The 17,379-nt window shown below is 71.9% G+C and carries 21 protein-coding genes and 1 other RNA gene; 14 read left to right on the top strand and 8 right to left on the bottom strand.

All coding sequences use genetic code 11. The annotated features are described in order from the left end of the window. The first annotated feature begins 179 nt into the window (after positions 1 to 179). On the top strand, positions 180 to 680 hold the full coding sequence (smpB, locus tag JCO01S_RS14010; protein WP_068257056.1) for an SsrA-binding protein SmpB: 501 nt from the start codon (positions 180 to 182) through the stop codon (positions 678 to 680). A gap of 87 nt (positions 681 to 767) precedes the next feature. Then, positions 768 to 1,134: a transfer-messenger RNA gene (gene ssrA / locus JCO01S_RS14005) on the top strand. A gap of 115 nt (positions 1,135 to 1,249) precedes the next feature. Here ssrA and JCO01S_RS14000 read toward each other — a convergent pair. Next, complete coding sequence (locus JCO01S_RS14000) at positions 1,250 to 1,423, bottom strand: CsbD family protein (protein ID WP_068257053.1); 174 nt, start codon at positions 1,421 to 1,423, stop codon at positions 1,250 to 1,252. Between the two features lie 81 nt (positions 1,424 to 1,504). After that, positions 1,505 to 1,876: a thioredoxin gene (gene trxA / locus JCO01S_RS13995; protein WP_068257050.1), complete on the bottom strand. Its 372-nt coding sequence runs from the start codon at positions 1,874 to 1,876 to the stop codon at positions 1,505 to 1,507. A 61-nt stretch (positions 1,877 to 1,937) separates the two neighbouring features. Here trxA and JCO01S_RS13990 point away from each other — a divergent pair, with 61 nt between their 5' ends. The 6 genes from JCO01S_RS13990 to JCO01S_RS13965 all read left to right on the top strand — a co-directional run bounded on the left by JCO01S_RS13990 (position 1,938) and on the right by JCO01S_RS13965 (position 7,579). Continuing rightward, positions 1,938 to 2,318: a VanZ family protein gene (locus JCO01S_RS13990; protein WP_068257047.1), complete on the top strand. Its 381-nt coding sequence runs from the start codon at positions 1,938 to 1,940 to the stop codon at positions 2,316 to 2,318. Positions 2,319 to 2,392: 74 nt separating this feature from the next. Continuing rightward, a complete protein-coding gene (locus JCO01S_RS13985) occupies positions 2,393 to 3,997 on the top strand; it encodes a DEAD/DEAH box helicase (RefSeq protein WP_245634454.1) in 1,605 nt (534 codons plus the stop codon). 27 nt (positions 3,998 to 4,024) lie between these two features. Further along, a complete protein-coding gene (locus JCO01S_RS13980; RefSeq protein ID WP_068257043.1) occupies positions 4,025 to 4,582 on the top strand; it encodes a YqgE/AlgH family protein in 558 nt (185 codons plus the stop codon). 98 nt (positions 4,583 to 4,680) lie between these two features. Next, positions 4,681 to 4,989, top strand: a complete 309-nt coding sequence (locus JCO01S_RS13975; protein ID WP_068257041.1) for a DUF3039 domain-containing protein — start codon at positions 4,681 to 4,683, stop codon at positions 4,987 to 4,989. Further along, entirely contained in the window at positions 4,990 to 5,796 is an 807-nt protein-coding gene (locus tag JCO01S_RS13970) for a thioesterase family protein (protein ID WP_068257039.1), read from the top strand. It abuts the gene before it with no gap. Positions 5,797 to 5,824: 28 nt separating this feature from the next. Beyond that, positions 5,825 to 7,579 (top strand): DEAD/DEAH box helicase, encoded by a 1,755-nt coding sequence (locus JCO01S_RS13965; RefSeq protein ID WP_068257036.1) that lies wholly within the window; start codon positions 5,825 to 5,827, stop codon positions 7,577 to 7,579. Between the two features lies 1 nt (position 7,580). On the opposite strand, the gene JCO01S_RS13960 is transcribed toward JCO01S_RS13965, so the two are convergent. Further along, on the bottom strand, positions 7,581 to 8,072 hold the full coding sequence (locus tag JCO01S_RS13960; protein WP_084342937.1) for an Lrp/AsnC family transcriptional regulator: 492 nt from the start codon (positions 8,070 to 8,072) through the stop codon (positions 7,581 to 7,583). A gap of 109 nt (positions 8,073 to 8,181) precedes the next feature. Here JCO01S_RS13960 and hppD point away from each other — a divergent pair, with 109 nt between their 5' ends. From hppD to JCO01S_RS13940, 4 genes are all read left to right on the top strand, one after another. After that, positions 8,182 to 9,402, top strand: a complete 1,221-nt coding sequence (gene hppD, locus JCO01S_RS13955; protein WP_068257030.1) for a 4-hydroxyphenylpyruvate dioxygenase — start codon at positions 8,182 to 8,184, stop codon at positions 9,400 to 9,402. Positions 9,403 to 9,476: 74 nt separating this feature from the next. After that, on the top strand, positions 9,477 to 10,154 hold the full coding sequence (locus tag JCO01S_RS13950; RefSeq protein WP_068257027.1) for a biliverdin-producing heme oxygenase: 678 nt from the start codon (positions 9,477 to 9,479) through the stop codon (positions 10,152 to 10,154). Continuing rightward, complete coding sequence (locus JCO01S_RS13945; protein ID WP_068257024.1) at positions 10,151 to 10,663, top strand: DedA family protein; 513 nt, start codon at positions 10,151 to 10,153, stop codon at positions 10,661 to 10,663. Before JCO01S_RS13950 ends, JCO01S_RS13945 begins: the two co-directional genes overlap by 4 nt. 22 nt (positions 10,664 to 10,685) lie before the next feature. Continuing rightward, positions 10,686 to 11,561 (top strand): RDD family protein, encoded by an 876-nt coding sequence (locus tag JCO01S_RS13940; RefSeq protein ID WP_068257021.1) that lies wholly within the window; start codon positions 10,686 to 10,688, stop codon positions 11,559 to 11,561. Here JCO01S_RS13940 and JCO01S_RS13935 read toward each other — a convergent pair. The 5 genes from JCO01S_RS13935 to JCO01S_RS13915 all read right to left on the bottom strand — a co-directional run bounded on the left by JCO01S_RS13935 (position 11,550) and on the right by JCO01S_RS13915 (position 16,548). After that, complete coding sequence (locus JCO01S_RS13935) at positions 11,550 to 12,437, bottom strand: hypothetical protein (RefSeq protein WP_068257019.1); 888 nt, start codon at positions 12,435 to 12,437, stop codon at positions 11,550 to 11,552. The genes JCO01S_RS13940 and JCO01S_RS13935 overlap by 12 nt on opposite strands. A 10-nt stretch (positions 12,438 to 12,447) precedes the next feature. After that, entirely contained in the window at positions 12,448 to 13,029 is a 582-nt protein-coding gene (locus JCO01S_RS13930) for an isochorismatase family protein (protein ID WP_068257016.1), read from the bottom strand. A 43-nt stretch (positions 13,030 to 13,072) separates the two neighbouring features. Then, entirely contained in the window at positions 13,073 to 14,710 is a 1,638-nt protein-coding gene (locus JCO01S_RS13925) for an HNH endonuclease signature motif containing protein (protein WP_068257012.1), read from the bottom strand. A 56-nt stretch (positions 14,711 to 14,766) separates the two neighbouring features. Next, positions 14,767 to 15,165, bottom strand: a complete 399-nt coding sequence (locus JCO01S_RS13920) for a VOC family protein (RefSeq protein ID WP_068257009.1) — start codon at positions 15,163 to 15,165, stop codon at positions 14,767 to 14,769. A gap of 72 nt (positions 15,166 to 15,237) precedes the next feature. Next, positions 15,238 to 16,548, bottom strand: coding sequence for a nicotinate phosphoribosyltransferase (locus JCO01S_RS13915; protein WP_068257007.1), 1,311 nt, complete (start codon positions 16,546 to 16,548; stop codon positions 15,238 to 15,240). A gap of 27 nt (positions 16,549 to 16,575) precedes the next feature. Between JCO01S_RS13915 and clpS the strand changes: the two genes are divergently transcribed. Together clpS and JCO01S_RS13905 are read left to right on the top strand one after the other, a co-directional pair. Next, positions 16,576 to 16,866, top strand: a complete 291-nt coding sequence (clpS, locus tag JCO01S_RS13910) for an ATP-dependent Clp protease adapter ClpS (protein ID WP_068257006.1) — start codon at positions 16,576 to 16,578, stop codon at positions 16,864 to 16,866. After that, a partial coding sequence (locus JCO01S_RS13905) for a DUF2017 family protein (RefSeq protein WP_068257002.1) occupies positions 16,866 to 17,379 on the top strand: 514 nt, incomplete at its 3' end. The genes clpS and JCO01S_RS13905, both read left to right, overlap by 1 nt.

Below are 17,379 nucleotides of genomic sequence, written 5' to 3'. Positions count from 1 at the left end.
CCCAGCCTCTATGCCGAGGCGGCGCGTACGGCGACCGACCTGGCCGAGCGCGACCACCTGGTGCGCCAGGCCGCCCGGCTGAACACCCGTACGCGAGAAACCGACTGGGGTCGGGGCCCGACCACGGGGTAGCCTGAGCCGCTGACCTGATGTCCGAGCGTGCGAAGGGGGCGGGAGCCATGGCCAAGAAGGGCCAGAAGAAGCAGCAGACGTCATCCGGTGAGCTGGTCGTCGCCCGCAACCGCAAGGCGCGCCACGACTACCTCATCGAGAAGACCTACGAGGCCGGCATCGCCCTCATGGGGACCGAGGTCAAGGCGCTGCGCATGGGGCGGGCCAGCCTGACCGAGGGGTACGCGGTCTTCTACGGCGACGAGCTGTGGCTGGAGCAGATCCACATCCCCGAGTACGTCCAGGGCACGTGGACCAACCACACCCCGCGCCGGCGCCGCAAGCTGCTCCTGCACCGCGACGAACTGGACAAGATCGCGCTGCAGGTCCAGGGCAAGGGACGCACCGTCGTTCCGCTGTCGCTGTACTTCCGTGACGGACGGGCCAAGGTCGAGATCGCCCTGGCCACGGGCAAGAAGGCCTACGACAAGCGGCACGCGCTGCGCGAGAAGCAGGACCGCCGGGAGACCGAGCGCGCCGTCTCCGACGTCTTCAAGGGGCGGCGCTGACCCTTCGGGAATGCGTTTGGCCGGTCCCGTGTTGTCGGGGATACTGAACAGCACAACTCCACAGCGTGACGTGTCCGCCTCCACCATGGGGGTGATCGGTTTCGACAGTGGCCGGTCCTTCAGGGGAAGCGGGCCGAGGATGCACGGTCATCTCGTGAACGCCCCGTGCAAAACCAATAGGTGCCGATTCCAAGCGCACCGACTTCGCCCTCGCCGCCTGAGCGAGCCCGAAGTCCGTTGGCCTAGGTTCGATCTCGGCCTAGATCCCAGCGTCAGCTAGAGATCTTGCTGCGCCGTCATGTCGAGGGACGGTGTGGGACTCCTACTCGACTGGGCCTGTCGGGGAACGTGTGCGCGCGAGCCCCGGGGCCGAGAAAATCCACAGCGCACTGCGCCCGGAGAAGCCCTGCTGGTCTGCCACTGGACGCGGGTTCGATTCCCGCCACCTCCACCACCGCGCGGACACGTCACGCACCCTTGGGAGGCTCGCTGCGCGAGCTGCCCGGAGAACGACGAAGGGCGGGACCGATCGGTCCCGCCCTTCGTCATCGGTGCGTGTGGTGTGACGCCTACTTCTTGAAGGCGTCCTTGACCTTTTCGCCGGCGTCCTTGAGCTTGCCCTTGCTGTCCTGGGCCTCGCCCTCGGCCTTGAGGTCCTGGTCGTCGGTCGCGTCGCCGACGGCGGACTTGGCCTTGCCGGCGGCCTGGTCCTTCGCGTTCTCGAACTTGTCGTCGAGTCCCATGTGACCTCCTGTTGGTCGGTGCAGTTCCAAACCAACCACACGAGGCAGGCAGTCGCCACCCCCGTGCAGGTGGACCTTCGGTCAGTTTCCGGTCTCGGCGGCGGCCACCTGGGCCTTCACCTCGTCCATGTCGACATTGCCCACCGCCTCCAGCAGCTGCTCGAACTGGGCCTTGGGCAGGGCGCCGGCGCTCTGGTGGAGCAGGATGCCGTCGCGGAAGGCCATGAGGGTGGGCACGGAGGAGACATTCGCGAGCGAGGCGAGCTCCGGGTTCTCGTCGATGTCCACCTTGGCGAATGTGACGTCCTCGTGCTCCTCGGAAGCAGCTTCGAAGACCGGCGCGAACTGGCGGCACGGGCCGCACCACGTCGCCCAGAAGTCGACGATCACGGTGCCCCCGTCGGAGACCGTCGAGCGGAAGCTGTCGAGATCGAGATCGGTGATCTTGGCCATGGCTTCCATCGTAGGCCCGTCGGCCCGGTGGAAGCATCCGCAGTGTGGTGTGCTTGCCGCGATGTCAATCACTCCACCCCGGTCCGTCGGCACCCTCGTCGTGGTGGGCGCGCTGTGCCTGCAGGCGCTGATCGTCTACGCGCCCCAGGTGCCGGGCCCCGAGCCCGCCGTGCCGGGTACCGACAAGATCGTCCACGGCATCGTCTTCGCCCTCCCCGTGGTCCTCGCGGGGGTGGCACGCCTCCCGTGGTGGCGGTGGCTCGCGGTGGTGCTCGCCGTGCACGCCCCCGTGAGCGAGCTGATCCAGCAGACGATGCTGCCGCGCCGCTCCGGTGACCCCCTCGACGTGCTCGCCGACCTCGTGGGCGTGGGGCTCGCGGTGCTCTGGGTAGAATGGTGGGTTCGGCGACCAGGACGTCGCCACCCGAGAAGCTCGCACTGACCGCTCGACCCTCCGTGTCGCCCGTGCAGACCCCGTGTGGGCTTGCCTTCCCGCACGAGAGAGACGAGCCACCCGTGCCGCCCAAGAAGAAAGCCCGTTGGACCGCTGCCCAGAAGGCGGAGGCCCGCAAGCGCCGCGCACGGGCAGCCTCCGCCCCCGAGCGAAAGCGCTCCGCCGGACGTCCCGAGCGTGAGGATCGCCGCCGCTCCCAGCACCGTCGTCCCCGCCGGGAGGACAGCGGTACCCGACGCGCACCGGTGACCCCGGACCCCGAGGAGCAGCGCAAGGCCGCGGACACCTGGACCAAGGCCGAGCGCCGCCCGTCCTCCGGCCGGGTCACCGTGACCGAGGACAACGGCTTCGCCGCCCTGGGCGTCCCGCCGGTGCTCGTCGAGCGTCTCGCGCGGGACGGGATCACGGCCCCCTTCGCCATCCAGGAGGCGGCGATCCCGGACGCGCTCGCCGGCAAGGACGTGCTCGGCCGGGGCCGGACGGGGTCGGGCAAGACCCTCGCCTTCGGGCTGCCGCTGCTGGCGCGGCTGGCCGGCGGGCGCTCGGGCCGCCGGGCGCCGCGGGCACTCGTGCTCGTGCCGACCCGGGAGCTGGCCATGCAGGTCAGCGATGCGCTGGAGCCGCTGGCCCACGTCAGCGGGATCCGGCACAAGCTCGTCGCCGGCGGCCTGTCCTACACCAGCCAGATCGGCGCCCTCGACAGGGGAGTCGACGTGCTCGTCGCGACCCCCGGACGCCTCGTCGACCTGCTGGACCGCGGAGCCCTCACCCTCGGTGAGATCGAGGTGGCGGTCCTCGACGAGGCGGACCACATGGCCGACATGGGCTTCCTGCCCTCCGTGACGCGGATCCTCGACGAGTGCGCGCCCGGTGGTCAGCGACTGCTCTTCTCCGCGACCCTGGACCGCGGCGTCGGCGACCTCGTCGAGACCTACCTCAGCGACCCGGTCACCCACAGCACCGACGACGCGACCGCCAGTGTGACGACCATGGAGCACCACCTGCTCCTCATCGATCCGCAGCACAAGAAGGAGCTCACCGCGAGGATCGCCGCCCGGCCCGGGCGCAGCGTGCTCTTCGCCCGCACCAAGCTCGGCTCCGAGCGGATCGCCCGACAGCTGCGGGAGGGGGGCGTGCCCGCCGCCGCGCTGCACGGCGGGCTGACCCAGTCGGTGCGCAACACGGTGATCGGCGCCTTCCGCACCGGCCGGATCCCCGTCCTCGTGGCCACGGACGTCGCCGCGCGCGGCATCCACGTCGACGACGTCTCGCTCGTCCTGCAGGTCGACCCGCCGGCGGACCACAAGGACTACCTGCACCGGGCCGGCCGCACCGCCCGCGCGGGCCACGAGGGGGCCGTGGTCACTCTCGTGCTGCCCCACCAGCGCAGGGAGGTCACCCGGATGGCCGAGTCCGCGGGCATCGAGGAGCGCCCGAGCCGGACCGCCCCCGGTGACCCCGTGCTGCGGGAGCTCGGTGCCCGGGAACCGAGCGGCGAGCCGGTCGACGAGCGGGAGTTCAAGGCGCTCGTGGACCCGAGGCCCGCCAGGCGTCAGCACGGTGGCCGTGGGGCCCGCGGGCCCCGTGACCGCGGTGGTGACCGCCGGCGCCGGGGCGACGCGCCCCGGCGCGGGGGACGGCCCCGTCAGGGTGCGCAGCGGGACTGACCCGGTCCGCGAACTAGGCTTCGTGTCATGGAGTCATCCCTCGCGGGCCGGCTGCTCGTCGCGACGCCGGAGCTGACCGACGACCTCTTCGCGCGCAGCGTCATCCTCGTGCTCCAGCACGACGAGGAGACCGCCGAGGGCGTGGTGCTCAACCGTCCCCTCGACGCCTCGATCGACGACGTGCTGCCCGGGTGGCAGGAGGGTGCGACCGAGCCGGCCCGTGTCTTCCAGGGCGGCCCGGTGCAGCTGGACTCCGCGATCGGCCTGGTCGGCGTGCCCGGCGACTCCTCACCACCGCCGGGGGTCAAGCGGCTCTTCGGCGCGATCGCGCTCGTGGACCTGGACGCCCCGCAGGAGATCATCCGTCCCGAGGTGAGCGCGCTGCGCATCTTCGCCGGCTACTCCGGCTGGAGCGCCGAGCAGCTCGCCGACGAGCGCCGCGCCGGTGGGTGGTACGTCGTCGACACCGAGCTCGGGGACGTCTTCGACGGGGACCCGGCCACGCTCTGGCGGCGGGTGCTGCGGCGGCAGGAGGGCCCCCTTCGCTGGGTCTCGACCTACCCCTCGGACCCCGATCTGAACTGACGTCTCGAGACGGTCGCTGCGCGACCTCCTCGACCAACCTGTCAACGGGATGGTCACGTGGAGGAAGGCCGCAGCGGCGGCGTCCTACGATGGGCTGCATGACCACGCCGGCCGACCCGAACGACCCCAACGCCCCGCTGCCCGTGCCCGACGGGCCGGGCAGCTCCACGGCGGTGCTCGAGCGCTCCGAACCGGAGACCCAGGAGGTCGAACCGGGGGACCACGAGCGCTTCAGCCACTACGTGCGCAAGGAGAAGATCCTCGAGAGCGCGATGTCCGGTGACCCGGTGCGGGCGCTCTGCGGCAAGATCTGGGTCCCCGGGCGGGACCCGGAGAAGTTCCCGGTGTGCCCCATCTGCAAGGAGATCTACGACGGGCTCCGGGAACCGCAGGACGGGGAGGACTGAGTGCGGGAGGCCTTCTACCGGCAGCTCGGGGAGCACCGCTTCGAGTCCCTCCCGCCGACGGCCGGCCCGTGGAGCCCGCACGCCCAGCACGCAGGACCACCCGCTGCGCTCCTCGCCCGCGAGATCATGGCCCACGAGGGCCGCCCGGAGATGCGCCTCTCGGACTTCCGGCTGGACGTCCTCGGCCCGATCCCGCTCGCCCTTCTGGACATCGAGGTCCGCACCGTGCGTGGTGGCCGGTCGATGGAGCTCCTGGAGGCCACCGCAGTGGCGAAGGGGGCGGCCGTCGCCGTCGCCAGGGCCTGGCGGATCGTGAGGACGCCGCAGGACTACCCCGTGCTGCCGCACACCGGCCAGCACGAGGGTGGCCCGGTCCCCGGGGCGGAGGCCGGGGTCGGCGGCAACTGGCTGCAGATGCACGGAGCCCATGTCGACGGCTACCTCAGCGCGGTCGAGTGGCGCATCGTCACCGGTGGCCCCGCCACCGACGGCACCGCCGTGGCGTGGGGGCGCCAGCGTGGGCAGCTCGTCGAGGGGGAGGACCCGTCGCCGTGGGAGCGTGCCCTCGTCGTCGCGGACTCCGGTAGTGGCCTCACCATGGCCGTCGACCCGCGCCACCACGCCTACATCAACTGCGACCTGCACGTCGCGCTGCACCGCGAACCGGTGGGCGAATGGGTCCGCATGGACTCGCGCGCCCTCGCCTCGCCCGGCCACGGGGGGCTGGTGCAGACCCACTTCGCGGACACCGAGGGGGAGCTGGGCACCGGGCTGCAGACGATGTTCGCCCAGGCCGCACGGAGTTGATCACGCCGTCCCTTAAGGTGGACCGGCGATGAGTCAGTCTGCGGCATCCCATCTCCCTCCTGCCTTCCCGAGGCGGGCCGCCTGGGGTACCGCCGGGGCGCTGCGGGCCTGGCAGGTCGAGGCGCTGCGGCGCTACCTGGACTCCCCGCAGGCGGACTTCCTCACCGTCGCCACCCCGGGGGCGGGCAAGACGACCTTCGCCCTCCGGGTCGCGGCCGAGCTGCTCTCCGCCGGCGAGATCAGCAACATCACGGTGGTCGCGCCGACCGAGCACCTGAAGACCCAGTGGGCCGATGCCGCGGGCCGGGTCGGGATCAGTCTCGACCCGCGCTTCTCGAACACCACCGCGGTCACCTCCAGCGACTACGACGGCGTGGCGGTCACCTACGCGCAGGTGGCCTCCCGCCCCTCGGTCCACGAGCAGCGCACCCGGTCCGCGCCCACCCTGGTGATCCTCGACGAGATCCACCACGGCGGTGACAACAAGTCATGGGGCGATGGCATCCGGCAGGCCTTCGAACCCGCGGTGCGCCGGCTGTCCCTGACGGGGACCCCCTTCCGCTCCGACACCAACCCCATCCCCTTCGTCTCCTACGAGTACGGCGAGGACGGGATCCTGCGTTCCTCGAGCGACTACACCTACGGCTACGCCGAGGCGCTGCGCGACGGGGTGGTGCGGCCGGTGCTCTTCATGGCCTACGGCGGCGCCATGCGGTGGCGCACCCGGGCCGGTGACGAGGTGGCGGCCCACCTCGGTGAGCCGATGACCAAGGACGTCGTGGCCCAGGCCTGGCGCACCGCGCTGGATCCGAAGGGGGAGTGGATCCCCTCCGTCCTCGCGGCCGCCGACACGCGCCTCACCGAGGTGCGACGGCACGTGCCCGATGCCGGCGCGATGGTCATCGCCTCCAACCAGACCCAGGCCCGGGCCTACGCCCGGATCCTGCGCGACCTCACGGGCGAGAAGCCGACCGTCGTCCTCTCCGACGACTCGGGGGCCTCGCAACGCATCGAGGACTTCGCCGGCGGCACCTCCCGCTGGCTGGTCGCCGTGCGGATGGTCAGCGAAGGGGTCGACGTCCCGCGCCTGTGCGTCGGCGTCTACGCGACCTCGACCTCGACCCCGCTCTTCTTCGCCCAGGCGGTCGGCCGCTTCGTGCGCGCCCGCGCCCGGGGCGAGACCGCGAGCATCTTCCTGCCCAGCGTGCCGGTGATCCTCGCCCACGCCGGGGCCCTGGAGGAGGAGCGTGACCACGCCCTGGACCGCCCGGAGTCCAGCGACGAGGAAGCTCCCCTCTGGTCCGAGGAGGAGGGGCTGCTCGCCGAGGCGAACCGCTCGGAGTCGGCGAGCGACGAGCTGCAGGGCAGCTTCGAGGCGTTGGAGTCCGACGCCCACTTCGACCACGTCCTCTACGACGCCCAGCAGTTCGGGCTGCACGCCGACGTGGGCTCCGACGAGGAGCAGGACTACCTCGGGCTGCCGGGGCTGCTCGAGCCGGACCAGGTGCGCACGCTGCTCAGCGAACGGCAGACGAAGCACTCTCACAAGACCGGTGCCCGCCGGGAGGAGACGCCCGTCGCGGCCCACCGTGCGCTCGCCAGCCAGCGCAAGGAGCTGAACAAGCTGGTCTCGGCCTACGCCAGGAAGACCGGTGCCCCGCACGCCAACGTGCACATGGACCTGCGCCGGGCCTGCGGCGGGCCCGAGCTGGCCCAGGCCACGAGCGAGCAGGTGACCGACCGGATCGAGCGCATCCGCCGGTGGTTCGTCGGGCGTCGCTGAGTCAGGGCAGGTGCGTCGCCGCCTGGACGAGCGGGTCCGTGCGCATCTCGAGGTGGGTGACGAGGCAGATCGAGGTGCTCGCCCGCACCACGTGGGTGTCGGCGAGGATGTCGTCGATGACCCGGCCCAGGTCGGCGTTGTCGGTGGCCACGATGCGCACGATGAGGTCCCCGCGACCGGTCGTGCTGTGGATCTCCAGGACCTCGGGGATCCGGGTGAGGTGCTCGACCACGGAGTTGTGCCCGGAGCGCTGCCGGATCTCGAGGGTGCACAGCGCGGTGACCGGGTAGCCCAGGGCAGCGGGGTCGATCGTCGGCGCGAGGCTGCGGATCACCCCCTTCGACCGGAGGCGGTCCAGTCGCGCCTGCACGGTCCCCCGGGCGACGCCGAGGGCCCGGGATGCGCCGAGCACCCCCACCGAGGGCTGCTCGGTGAAGAGCGCGATGATCCGGGCGTCGAGGTCGTCGATCCTCGTCGACTGCGTTGTCGTCATGGTCATATTGTCGTCATTGTCCGGGGCCACTGGCAACATTGTGTTCACCTTGCGCAGCCCTCTGTTGTCCCGTTGCATAGTCGCTGGTGGGGGCGCCACGCTTGGCGGCATGTCCGACAGCGCAGTTGAACTGACCCCCCAGGAGCGCGAGGCCAACTTGGACTCCGCCACTCTTGCCCAGCTCGTGGGCCTCGTCGACTACGACGAGACCGCCGACCCCTTCCCCGTGACCGGGTGGGATGCGATCACCTTCGTCGTGGGCAACGCGACGCAGGCGGCGCACTACTACCAGAGCGCCTGGGGGATGGAGCTGATCGCCTACTCCGGCCCCGAGAACGGCCAGATGGACCACAAGGCCTTCGTGCTGCGGTCCGGTTCGATCCGGTTCGTGCTCAAGGGTGCGGTCAAGCCGGACAGCCCCCTCGTCGACCACCACGCTCGCCACGGTGACGGCGTCGTGGACATCTCCCTCGAGGTCCCGGACGTGGACCGGTGCATCGCCCAGGCCCGCTCCGCCGGCGCGACGGTGCTCGAGGAGCCGCACGAGACGAGCGACGAGCACGGCACCGTGCGGATGGCCGCGATCGCCACGTACGGGGAGACCCGCCACACGCTGATCCAGCGCACGATCGGCGACGTCACCTACGACGGCCCATACCTGCCGGGCTACGTCGCCCGCACCTCCTCCTTCGTCAAGCGCGAGGGCGCACCCAAGCGCCTCTTCCAGGCACTGGACCACATCGTCGGCAACGTCGAGCTGGGCAGGATGGACGAGTGGGTGGAGTTCTACAAGCGCGTCATGGGCTTCACGAACATGGCCGAGTTCGTCGGTGACGACATCGCCACCGAGTACTCCGCCCTGATGTCGAAGGTCGTCGCCAACGGCAACCACCGTGTGAAGTTCCCGCTCAACGAGCCGGCCATCGCCAAGAAGCGCAGCCAGATCGACGAGTTCCTGGACTTCCACACCGGCCCGGGTGCCCAGCACCTCGCGCTCGCGACCAACGACATCCTCCGCACGGTGGACCTGCTGCGCGCCGAGGGTGTGGAGTTCCTCGACACCCCGGCCGCCTACTACGAGGACCCGGAGCTGCGCGCGCGCATCGGTGAGGTGCGGGTGCCGATCGAGGAGCTGCAGCGCCGCGGGATCCTCGTGGACCGCGACGAGGACGGCTACCTGCTGCAGATCTTCACCAAGCCGATCGGGGACCGGCCCACGGTCTTCTTCGAGATCATCGAGCGGCACGGCTCGCTGGGCTTCGGCAAGGGCAACTTCAAGGCCCTCTTCCAGTCGATCGAGCGGGAGCAGGACAAGCGCGGCAACCTCTGATCCGTGGCGCCGCGGGGGTGCCCCGTCAGAGACTCCGCAGGTAAGGTGAGGTATACCTGACCGAAGGAGCTCCGATGGGCACCCCGCTCTCCGTCCAGCTGCGCACCACGACCTCGTCCGCCCACGACGCGGCCGAGGGGTCGGCGTTCATCGAGGAGCTCATGGGCGGACGCGCCTGCCGGCCCGCCTTCGTCGCGCTCGCGACCCAGCAGCTGGTCATCTACCGCGCGCTCGAGGACGTCCTGTGGTCCCACTACGGTGACCACCCGCTGCTCGCGCCGGTGATGGACCACCGACTGGACCGGGTGGCCGCGCTGGAGGAGGACCTGGGACACCTGGCCGGCGAGGACTTCGCGGTCCGGCTGGCCACCGGCGAGCTGTCCGTCGTGCCCGCCGCGATGGCCTACGCGAACCGGCTGCGGACCGACCACACGCCTGAGGTCATGCTGGCCAACCACTACGTGCGCTACCTCGGGGACCTCTCCGGCGGGCAGGCCATCGCCCGCCTGGTCGAACGCCACTACGAGGTCGATGCGGACGGACTTGGCTTCTACCGCTTCGCCGGGATCCCCAAGCTCAAGCCCTACAAGGACCGCTACCGGGCCGCCCTGGACTCCCTGGAGATCGACGCCGGCACGCGGTCCCGGATCCTGGCCGCCGCGGTCGAGAGCTTCGAGCTCAACGGACGCGTCTTCGCCGACCTCGCCGCGGCCCGCGAGCCGGTGCATGCCGCAGCGGGTGCGCCGACATGACCTGGTCGGCCTTCCTCCCGACCTTCGGGCTGCTCTTCCTCGTCGTCATGGCCCGGGCGAACGCGACGTACTGGCTCGGGAGGGGAGCAGCGGCAGGATCACGGCGATATCTGCGGCGGAGGGAGGGGCAGGCCACCGACCGTTGGGTGAGGGCGCGTGCCCTGGTCAACCGGTGGGGCCCGCTCGCCGTCGTGGTGTGCTTCCTCACCGTCGGCATCCAGACCGCCGTCAACGCCACGGCGGGCGTCTCGCGGATGCCGCTGCGGCGCTACCTGCCGGCGGTGACCGTGGGGGCGACCCTCTGGGCGACCCTGTACGCGACCGTGGGGCTCGCCGCGGCCCGCGCCTGGCTGGCGGCAGCGGCCCGCTGGCCGGGCACCGTGGCCGTCGTCGTGGTGGTGGTCCTGCTCATCGTCCTGGCCGTGCTCCTGCGGCGTCGACGCGGCACCGTCGCGTCCCGGGCGTCGGAAGCCGAACAGCCGGAGCGGGAGACCGTTCGGGCAGCCTGACTCGGCGTGAGATCGTGAGCGCATGAGCACCCCCGAGCGCGCCGGCTGGTACGACGACCCGGAGGACGAGTCCCGCCTGCGGTACTTCGACGGGATCATCTGGACCGACAACACCGTCTCGCGGGGTCCCGGCGTCCGCCAGCAGGCCCAACCTGAGGTCGCACACGGACAGCAGCCGGGGTCCGGTCCGTCCCCGACCACCGACGTGTACGGCCGCCCCGTGCCCCAGCAGGGGCAGCAGCAGGGCTGGCCCTCCCCGGCGCCGGGGCAGGCCCCCGCTCCGGGTCAGCCACCCCGGGGGCAGGAGCAGGCACCCGGGGTGGTGGGCACCGCGGACGGCGCCGTCCTGGCGGATTTCGGGCAGCGGGTCGGGGCCTTCCTCATCGACACCGTGATCCTGGGGGCCATCGCCCTCATCGCGTCCGGCTGGGCGTGGTGGCGCTTCATGGCCGACTACTGGGACTTCGCCATGAACGCGGTCACCGAGGATCCCTCCAAGATCGAGGGGATCTCCGTGACGGAGGTGGCGGGCTACCTGGACTACCAGTACTTCTTCATCGCCATCGGCATCGTGGTGCTCGTGCAGACGGTGTACGGGATCGGCTTCCTCGTGGCCTTCGGGGCGACTCCCGGCAAGCTGGCGATGGGGATCTCGGTCCGGCGCACGGACCGACCCGGCCCGATCGGTGTGGGCACCGCCTTCATGCGGATGCTGCTGCCGCTCATCCTGCGGGTGCTCTGGGGCTTCACGTGTCTCGTCGAGGTGGTCGGTCGCACCCTCGACCTGCTGTGGCCGCTGCGCAACCCGAGACAGCAGGCGCTGCACGACAAGATCGCCGGCACCGAGGTCGTCGTGGGTCGTCGGGCCCCGCGCGAGCGCGAGGACTCAGCCGCCTGAGCCCTCCGCCGCCAGCAGCCCGAGGTCGGTGAGCTCGCCGATCGGGTCGGTGACGTCGCAGCAGCCGTAGCCGGCCAGCGCGGCGCGGACCGCGGCGATGTCCGGGACGGACCACGCGGCGACGATGTCGGCGAGTGCTCCTGCGTCCCGGATGTCCAGCAGTTCCCGGACCGTGCCGGCGTCGGAGCCGCCGGTCGCGCCGTGGACGGCGACCAGGACGTTGAGCAGCCCGTGCTGCTCCTCGGGGGCGTCCCCCTTCGCTCCGTGCACGGGATGCTGCCCGCGCACGACGTGGTGCAGCCCGCCGGTGAGCACGAAGGGGAGCTGGCGCTCGGTGGCGCCCAGGAAGAAGCCGGCGAGCTCCTCCGTCCCGGGCCATGCCCAGGTGGGGGTGGCACCGGTGCGGAACTTGGCCCGAACGTCGACGAAGGGGGCCGCCGAGGCGATGTCGTCGAGCACGTCCCCGGGCCGGTCCCGTCCGACCTCGAGATGGATCGGCAGCTCCCCGAGATCGAGGTTGCGCCACTGCGGGCTCCATCCGGCATCGACCGAGACCACCCGGACCCGGGGGTCGGCGGTCAGGGTGGCCAGAGCGGCGTCGATCTCGGGCACCTCGGTGCCGGGGCGGGCGACGAGTCCCACCGCGCGGGGCGCGGGCGCGCCCTCGTCCAGGGCGGCGAGCAGGTCCCGGACCATCGGGACGCCGACGAGGAAGGGGCCGACGACGTCGGAGTACGGGGAGGCGTCGTGGCGGGCGTGCTCGGCGAGCGCCTCCGGTATCGGGCGGGCCGCAGGAGGGAAGAGCGCTGCGTCCTTGACCAGGGAGATGAAGAGCCCCCGGTGGGTGGGCTGGCGGTGCTCGGCCGGAGTGGGCATGGCGGGCAGGCTAGTGCAGCTCGGCCCCGGCCGTGGTCATCTCCGTCACCGCGGCCTCCGTCGGCTGCGGGGCGACCCCGGCGACGGTGTCCTGCAGGACCCGCACGCCGAAGCCCTCGCGCAGCGCGTCCAGGACGGTCGCCCGCACGCAGTGGTCGGTCGCGATCCCCGCGACGTCGAGGTCGGTGATGTCGCGGTCGCGCAACCACGCCGCGAGGAGCGTGCTGCCGTCCGCCTCGGCCCGGCCCTCGAAACCGCTGTACGCGGCGTCCCGCAGTCCCTTGCGGAAGATCTCGTCGACGTGGTCGAGCACGGGCTCGAACCCCGGGTGGAACTCGGCGCCCGCTGTGCCCGCAGCACAGTGGACCGGCCAGGACGAGACGAAGTCCGGCTCGTCGGACCAGTGCTCGCCCGGGTCCTCGTGCCAGTCCGCGGTCGCCACGATCGCGGTGTAGGCCGGGGTGCCGGCGGCGGCGTCGGCGAGCACCCGTTCTGCGGCGCGGGAGGCGACTGCTGCGCCGCCGGTGACGCCCATCGAGCCGCCTTCGCAGAAGTCGTTCTGGATGTCGACGAGGACCAGTGCACGTGCCATACCTGTGAGCATGCCACGGGGCGTGCCGGGTGAGGAGGGGGCCTCACACCGAGGTGGAGTGGGCCTCACGCGGGCCGGTGCGGTGGCTCCGGCCGGTCGGCGCGGTCCAGGTGCACACCCCGTCCGGCGTCATCACGAGCCGCCAGCCGGCATGGTGCTTGAACCCGTGGTGGGTGGGGCAGAGGCAGACGAGGTTGTCGTCGCCGGTGGGGCCCTCGGGCCACGGGGTGACGTGGTCCAGCTGGCACTGCTCGGCGGGGGTGGCGCAACCGGGGAACCGGCACGACGCGTCCCGGCGCCGCACCCGCCGCGCGATGGGACGGGCGGGCCGGTAGGCATCGGTGCTGTCGGTCGACACGGCCCCGGTCCTGCTGTCGCTGCCGACGACGCGCAGTCGTGTGTCCGGATCGGCCAGCAGCGCCACCAGGTCGTCGGGGAGCAGGGCACCCGCACGGGTGTCGTCGACGTGTCCGGGGACGAACCATGGACCCGGCGACGGCGGTGGGGCATGGGCCAGGTGCGGATTGCCGACCACCCGCAGGTGATCGGTGAGGAGCAGGGCGTACTCGCACTCCAGCACGGAGGCGCGGTGCAGCTCACGGCCGCTGACCCAGTCCAGGATGAGCTCGTCGGCCCTTCCGCGGCCGCGGAGGACCTCCGCGGGGGTGTGATGTCCGGACCGGCGGTAGGCGCCCGGGCCGCTCGGTGGCCAGGGTGCCCCTGCAGCCGTCTCGTCGGCGCTCATGGCTGCGACGGGAACGACCAGCTCCACGGTCGTCTCGACCGTGGAGCGGCCGAGGAGGAGGTCGACGAGGGCATCGGCCCGGGCCTGGTCGAGGGTCACCGGGTCGCCGGCGACCAGACGCGCGCGGTGGTACTCGTGGGCGAGCTCGTCGACCGCGGCCCAGATCCGCCGCGAGGAGTCGCTGGGCAGCAGCAGCCGCCACGACGACATGCCCGGCAGGTCCGGATCCGGGCGGCAGGCGACGGAGCGCTTCCTGCGGGCGCGCGCAGCGACCTCCTCGACGGCCTCCCGGTTGGTCGCCGTCGCCGCCCGACGGGCCCTGGTGGCCAGGTCCCTCGTCGAGAGCCCGCCCACGTCCTTCGCGAAGAGCCGCGCCTCGAACTCCTCGAGGTCGTCGTCCTCCAGTGGGCCCGCGGCCCGCACGACCGCGTCCACCCGGCGCGGCTCGAGGTCCCCGCTGCGTGCGGCGGCCCAGGTCATCGGCATCTCGTGGTCGAACCGGCGGGCGCGATCGACCCGGGTCGCCATGGTGCGCGGTGAGAGGTGCAGCAGCGGTGCCAGCGCGGCCGCCGCGAAGGACCGCTCTCCGGGGATCGGGTGCCAGCGCTCGGTGAAGGTCGCTCCGGACGCCCGAGCGGAGTCACGCCGCTCCTCGAAGGCCCTGCGGCGCTGCTCGCGGTAGCGCTCGAGGTCCTCGTCCACCCGGTCCGCGTACGTCGTGACCGCGGCAGCCTGCAGGGCACCCAGGGCGTTCGTCAGACGCTGGGTGGCCGCCACGACGACCTCGGCCCCTGCGGAGTCCATGAGCTCCAGGTCCTGACGGGTCAGCCTGCCCAGCGACTCCGCCAGCTCGAAGGGCTCCCGCTCTCGCACGGCCGCGACGTCCCCACCCAGGGCAGCCAGTGCCGAGGGCCGGGAGCCGGACGTCGTCGTCATGGGAAGCAGACTATGGGCGACCACCGACAACGCACTTCGACGTTAGTCGCGCACCCTCAGGAGGTGCCGGACACCTCCGCGTCCGACCTGAGCACGCAGAAGAGGTTGCCCTCGGGGTCGGAGAGGGTCGCCCAGCCCGCCCCCGACGCGTCCGCGCTGCGCAGGTCGTCGACCAGCTCCGCGCCGTGGCCGAGGAGCCGCTCCACCTCCTGGTCCCGCGTCCGGTCGGTGGGCCGTAGGTCGAAGTGCATCTTGTTCATGCCGGGGGTGGGGTCCGGGACCTCGATGAAGAGCACCCGGTGGCCCGTCCCCGGGTCGAGGATCATGCACTCCGGGTGGCTCGGCTCGTTGGGGTCGTCCGGCACATCGGTGTAGCCGAGCACGACCTTCCACCACTCGGAGAGGGCGTAGGCATCCGTGCAGTCGAGGCTGGTGTGCGAGATCCGGGACGTCATCCACCCATGCTGGCGCAATTCCTCCCACGACGGGGCCGCCGGCGCACGCGCGGGTCAGTCCCCCTTCGGCGGCTACGGCGTCTCGGTGAGGAAGATCGTCTCCAGCGCCGGGCGCCCCTGGCTCAGCTGGTGCGCCGAGCGCGGCAGCTCGGCGACGGAGGCCTCGTGCCGCTCCCGGGCCGCCTCGAGAGTGGCGTGCTCCCGCCCGACGACCTCACCGTCGGCCACGAGCCGGACGAGCATGTCGCGGTCGCCCGCGTCCCCGGCCGGGGCCTCGCCGATGCCGAGCACCTCGCTCTCGGCGACGCCGTGGGCATTGCGGCGACGGAGCGCGTACTTCCGCCCGCCGACCGACTGCTTGTCCTTGCTCTGCTTCGCGACGCCGATCATCCGGCCTTGGTCGTCCTCACGGGCGACGAGCTTGTAGACCATCGACGCGGTCGGGTGACCGGACCCGGTGACCACCCGCGTCCCGACCCCGTAGCTGTCCACGGGGGCCGCCGCGAGGGCCGCGATCGCGTACTCGTCGAGGTCCGAGGTGACCACGATCCCGGTCTCCGTCGCCCCGAGCGAGTCCAGCTGCTCGCGCACCTCTCGCGCCTGGACGACGAGGTCCCCCGAGTCCAGCCGCACCGCGCCCAGGCCGGTGCCGGCCACCTCGACGGCGGTGCGCACGCCCTCGGTCACGTCGTAGGTGTCCACGAGCAGCGTGGTGTCGGCGCCGAGCGAGGCGACCTGCGCCTCGAAGGCCTCCCGCTCGTTCCCGTGCAGCAGCGTGAAGGAGTGCGCGGCCGTCCCTCCCGTCGGCACGCCGTAGCGACGCCCCGCCTCCAGGTTCGACGTCGAGGCGAAGCCGGCGATGTGGGCCGCCCGGGCGGCGGCCACCGCGGACTCCTCGTGGGTGCGGCGACCGCCCATCTCGATCACCGGGCGGGTGCCGGCGGCCGCGGTCATCCGGGAGGCAGCGGAGGCGATCGCGGTGTCGTGGTTGAGGATCGAGAGCACGAGCGTCTCGAGCACGACGCCGTGGGCGAAGTCGGACTCGACGACGAGCACGGGGGAGTAGGGGAAGTAGCTCTCGCCCTCCGCGTACCCCCAGATGTCGCCCTCGAAGCGGTACTCGGCGAGGAAGTCGAGAGTGGCCTTGTCGACGATCCCACCATCCCGCAGGTGACGCAGCTGCGCATCGCCGAAGCGGAAGTCCTCGATCGCGTCGAGGAGCCGCCCGGTGCCGGCGAGCACGCCGTAACGCCGGCCGTCCGGCAGGCGCCGGGCGAAGGTCTCGAAGACGCAGCGCTTCCGGGCCGCGCCGCTGTGCAGGGCGGCCTGGACCATCGTCAGCTCGTACTGGTCGGTCAGGAGTGCCGTGCTGGGTCGGTTCATCACGCCAGCCACTCTATGGTGGGAGGCGTGTCCATCGCGCCCACGGAGCAGCAGTCCATCGAGCCCGACGCCATCGAGGCAGTGGACGTCCCCTGGATCACCCTCGTGTGGAATGACCCGGTCAACCTGATGAGTTATGTCACCTGGGTCTTCATGACCCACTTCGGGTACCCCGAGCAGCAGGCGGAGAAGCTGATGATGGACGTGCACCTCAAGGGCCGTGCGGTCGTCGCGCACGGGCCCAAGGAGCAGATGGAGGCCGACACCGAGGCACTGCAGGGGTACGGCCTGTGGGCGACGTACCAGAAGGACCAGTGATGGCACGCGCATTCATGCCCGAGGACGAGGGACTGGCCGCGGTGCTCGATGACGACGAGCGCTCGGTCGTGATCGGTCTGTGCACGCAGGTGCGGGAGCTCGTGGCCCCGTCCGCCGGGGCGAAGGGGGACCGCGATGACCCCTTCGAGGCGATCGTCGCGGGGCTCGGCGACCTGGCCACCGACACCGAGGACGGCGCCGGCGGCGCCGGCGTGCCGGACCGCGCCTTCGGGCTCGGGGAGGACCGCGACCCGGCCCTGGACCGGCTCTTCCCGACCGGCAACCGGGAGGACGAGCAGGAGGCCGCCGAGTTCCGGCGCTTCACCGAGCAGGGGCTGCGCCAGCGCAAGCACGCCAACCTCACGACCATGATCGACACCCTGCGCGCGGTCGAGGAGGACCGGTGGGTCCTCACCCGGGCGCAGGCACCCGCCGTGCTCGTGGCCATGACCGACGTGCGGCTCGTCATGGGCGAGCGGCTCGGCCTGCGCACCGACGAGGACGCCACCCGCC

This window comes from Janibacter corallicola NBRC 107790 (assembly GCF_001570965.1).
Classification (GTDB): domain Bacteria; phylum Actinomycetota; class Actinomycetes; order Actinomycetales; family Dermatophilaceae; genus Janibacter; species Janibacter corallicola.
The sequence above is the reverse complement of the archived record's forward strand: the minus strand, read 5'-3'. Positions and strand labels throughout refer to the sequence as shown.

Excerpts from the sequence above, each read along its gene's own strand:
- JCO01S_RS13965 (WP_068257036.1), top strand. The coding sequence starts at position 5,825 with ATGAGTCAGTCTGCGGCATCCCATCTCCCTCCTGCCTTCCCGAGGCGG.
- JCO01S_RS14000 (WP_068257053.1), bottom strand. The coding sequence starts at position 1,423 with ATGGGACTCGACGACAAGTTCGAGAACGCGAAGGACCAGGCCGCCGGC.
- JCO01S_RS13925 (WP_068257012.1), bottom strand. The coding sequence starts at position 14,710 with ATGACGACGACGTCCGGCTCCCGGCCCTCGGCACTGGCTGCCCTGGGT.
- JCO01S_RS13990 (WP_068257047.1), top strand. The coding sequence starts at position 1,938 with ATGTCAATCACTCCACCCCGGTCCGTCGGCACCCTCGTCGTGGTGGGC.
- JCO01S_RS13940 (WP_068257021.1), top strand. The coding sequence starts at position 10,686 with ATGAGCACCCCCGAGCGCGCCGGCTGGTACGACGACCCGGAGGACGAG.
- JCO01S_RS13945 (WP_068257024.1), top strand. The coding sequence starts at position 10,151 with ATGACCTGGTCGGCCTTCCTCCCGACCTTCGGGCTGCTCTTCCTCGTC.
- JCO01S_RS13950 (WP_068257027.1), top strand. The coding sequence starts at position 9,477 with ATGGGCACCCCGCTCTCCGTCCAGCTGCGCACCACGACCTCGTCCGCC.
- JCO01S_RS13975 (WP_068257041.1), top strand. The coding sequence starts at position 4,681 with ATGACCACGCCGGCCGACCCGAACGACCCCAACGCCCCGCTGCCCGTG.
- smpB (WP_068257056.1), top strand. The coding sequence starts at position 180 with ATGGCCAAGAAGGGCCAGAAGAAGCAGCAGACGTCATCCGGTGAGCTG.
- JCO01S_RS13920 (WP_068257009.1), bottom strand. The coding sequence starts at position 15,165 with ATGACGTCCCGGATCTCGCACACCAGCCTCGACTGCACGGATGCCTAC.
- JCO01S_RS13935 (WP_068257019.1), bottom strand. The coding sequence starts at position 12,437 with ATGCCCACTCCGGCCGAGCACCGCCAGCCCACCCACCGGGGGCTCTTC.
- JCO01S_RS13930 (WP_068257016.1), bottom strand. The coding sequence starts at position 13,029 with ATGGCACGTGCACTGGTCCTCGTCGACATCCAGAACGACTTCTGCGAA.
- hppD (WP_068257030.1), top strand. The coding sequence starts at position 8,182 with ATGTCCGACAGCGCAGTTGAACTGACCCCCCAGGAGCGCGAGGCCAAC.
- JCO01S_RS13915 (WP_068257007.1), bottom strand. The coding sequence starts at position 16,548 with ATGAACCGACCCAGCACGGCACTCCTGACCGACCAGTACGAGCTGACG.
- JCO01S_RS13980 (WP_068257043.1), top strand. The coding sequence starts at position 4,025 with ATGGAGTCATCCCTCGCGGGCCGGCTGCTCGTCGCGACGCCGGAGCTG.
- trxA (WP_068257050.1), bottom strand. The coding sequence starts at position 1,876 with ATGGCCAAGATCACCGATCTCGATCTCGACAGCTTCCGCTCGACGGTC.
- JCO01S_RS13960 (WP_084342937.1), bottom strand. The coding sequence starts at position 8,072 with ATGACGACAACGCAGTCGACGAGGATCGACGACCTCGACGCCCGGATC.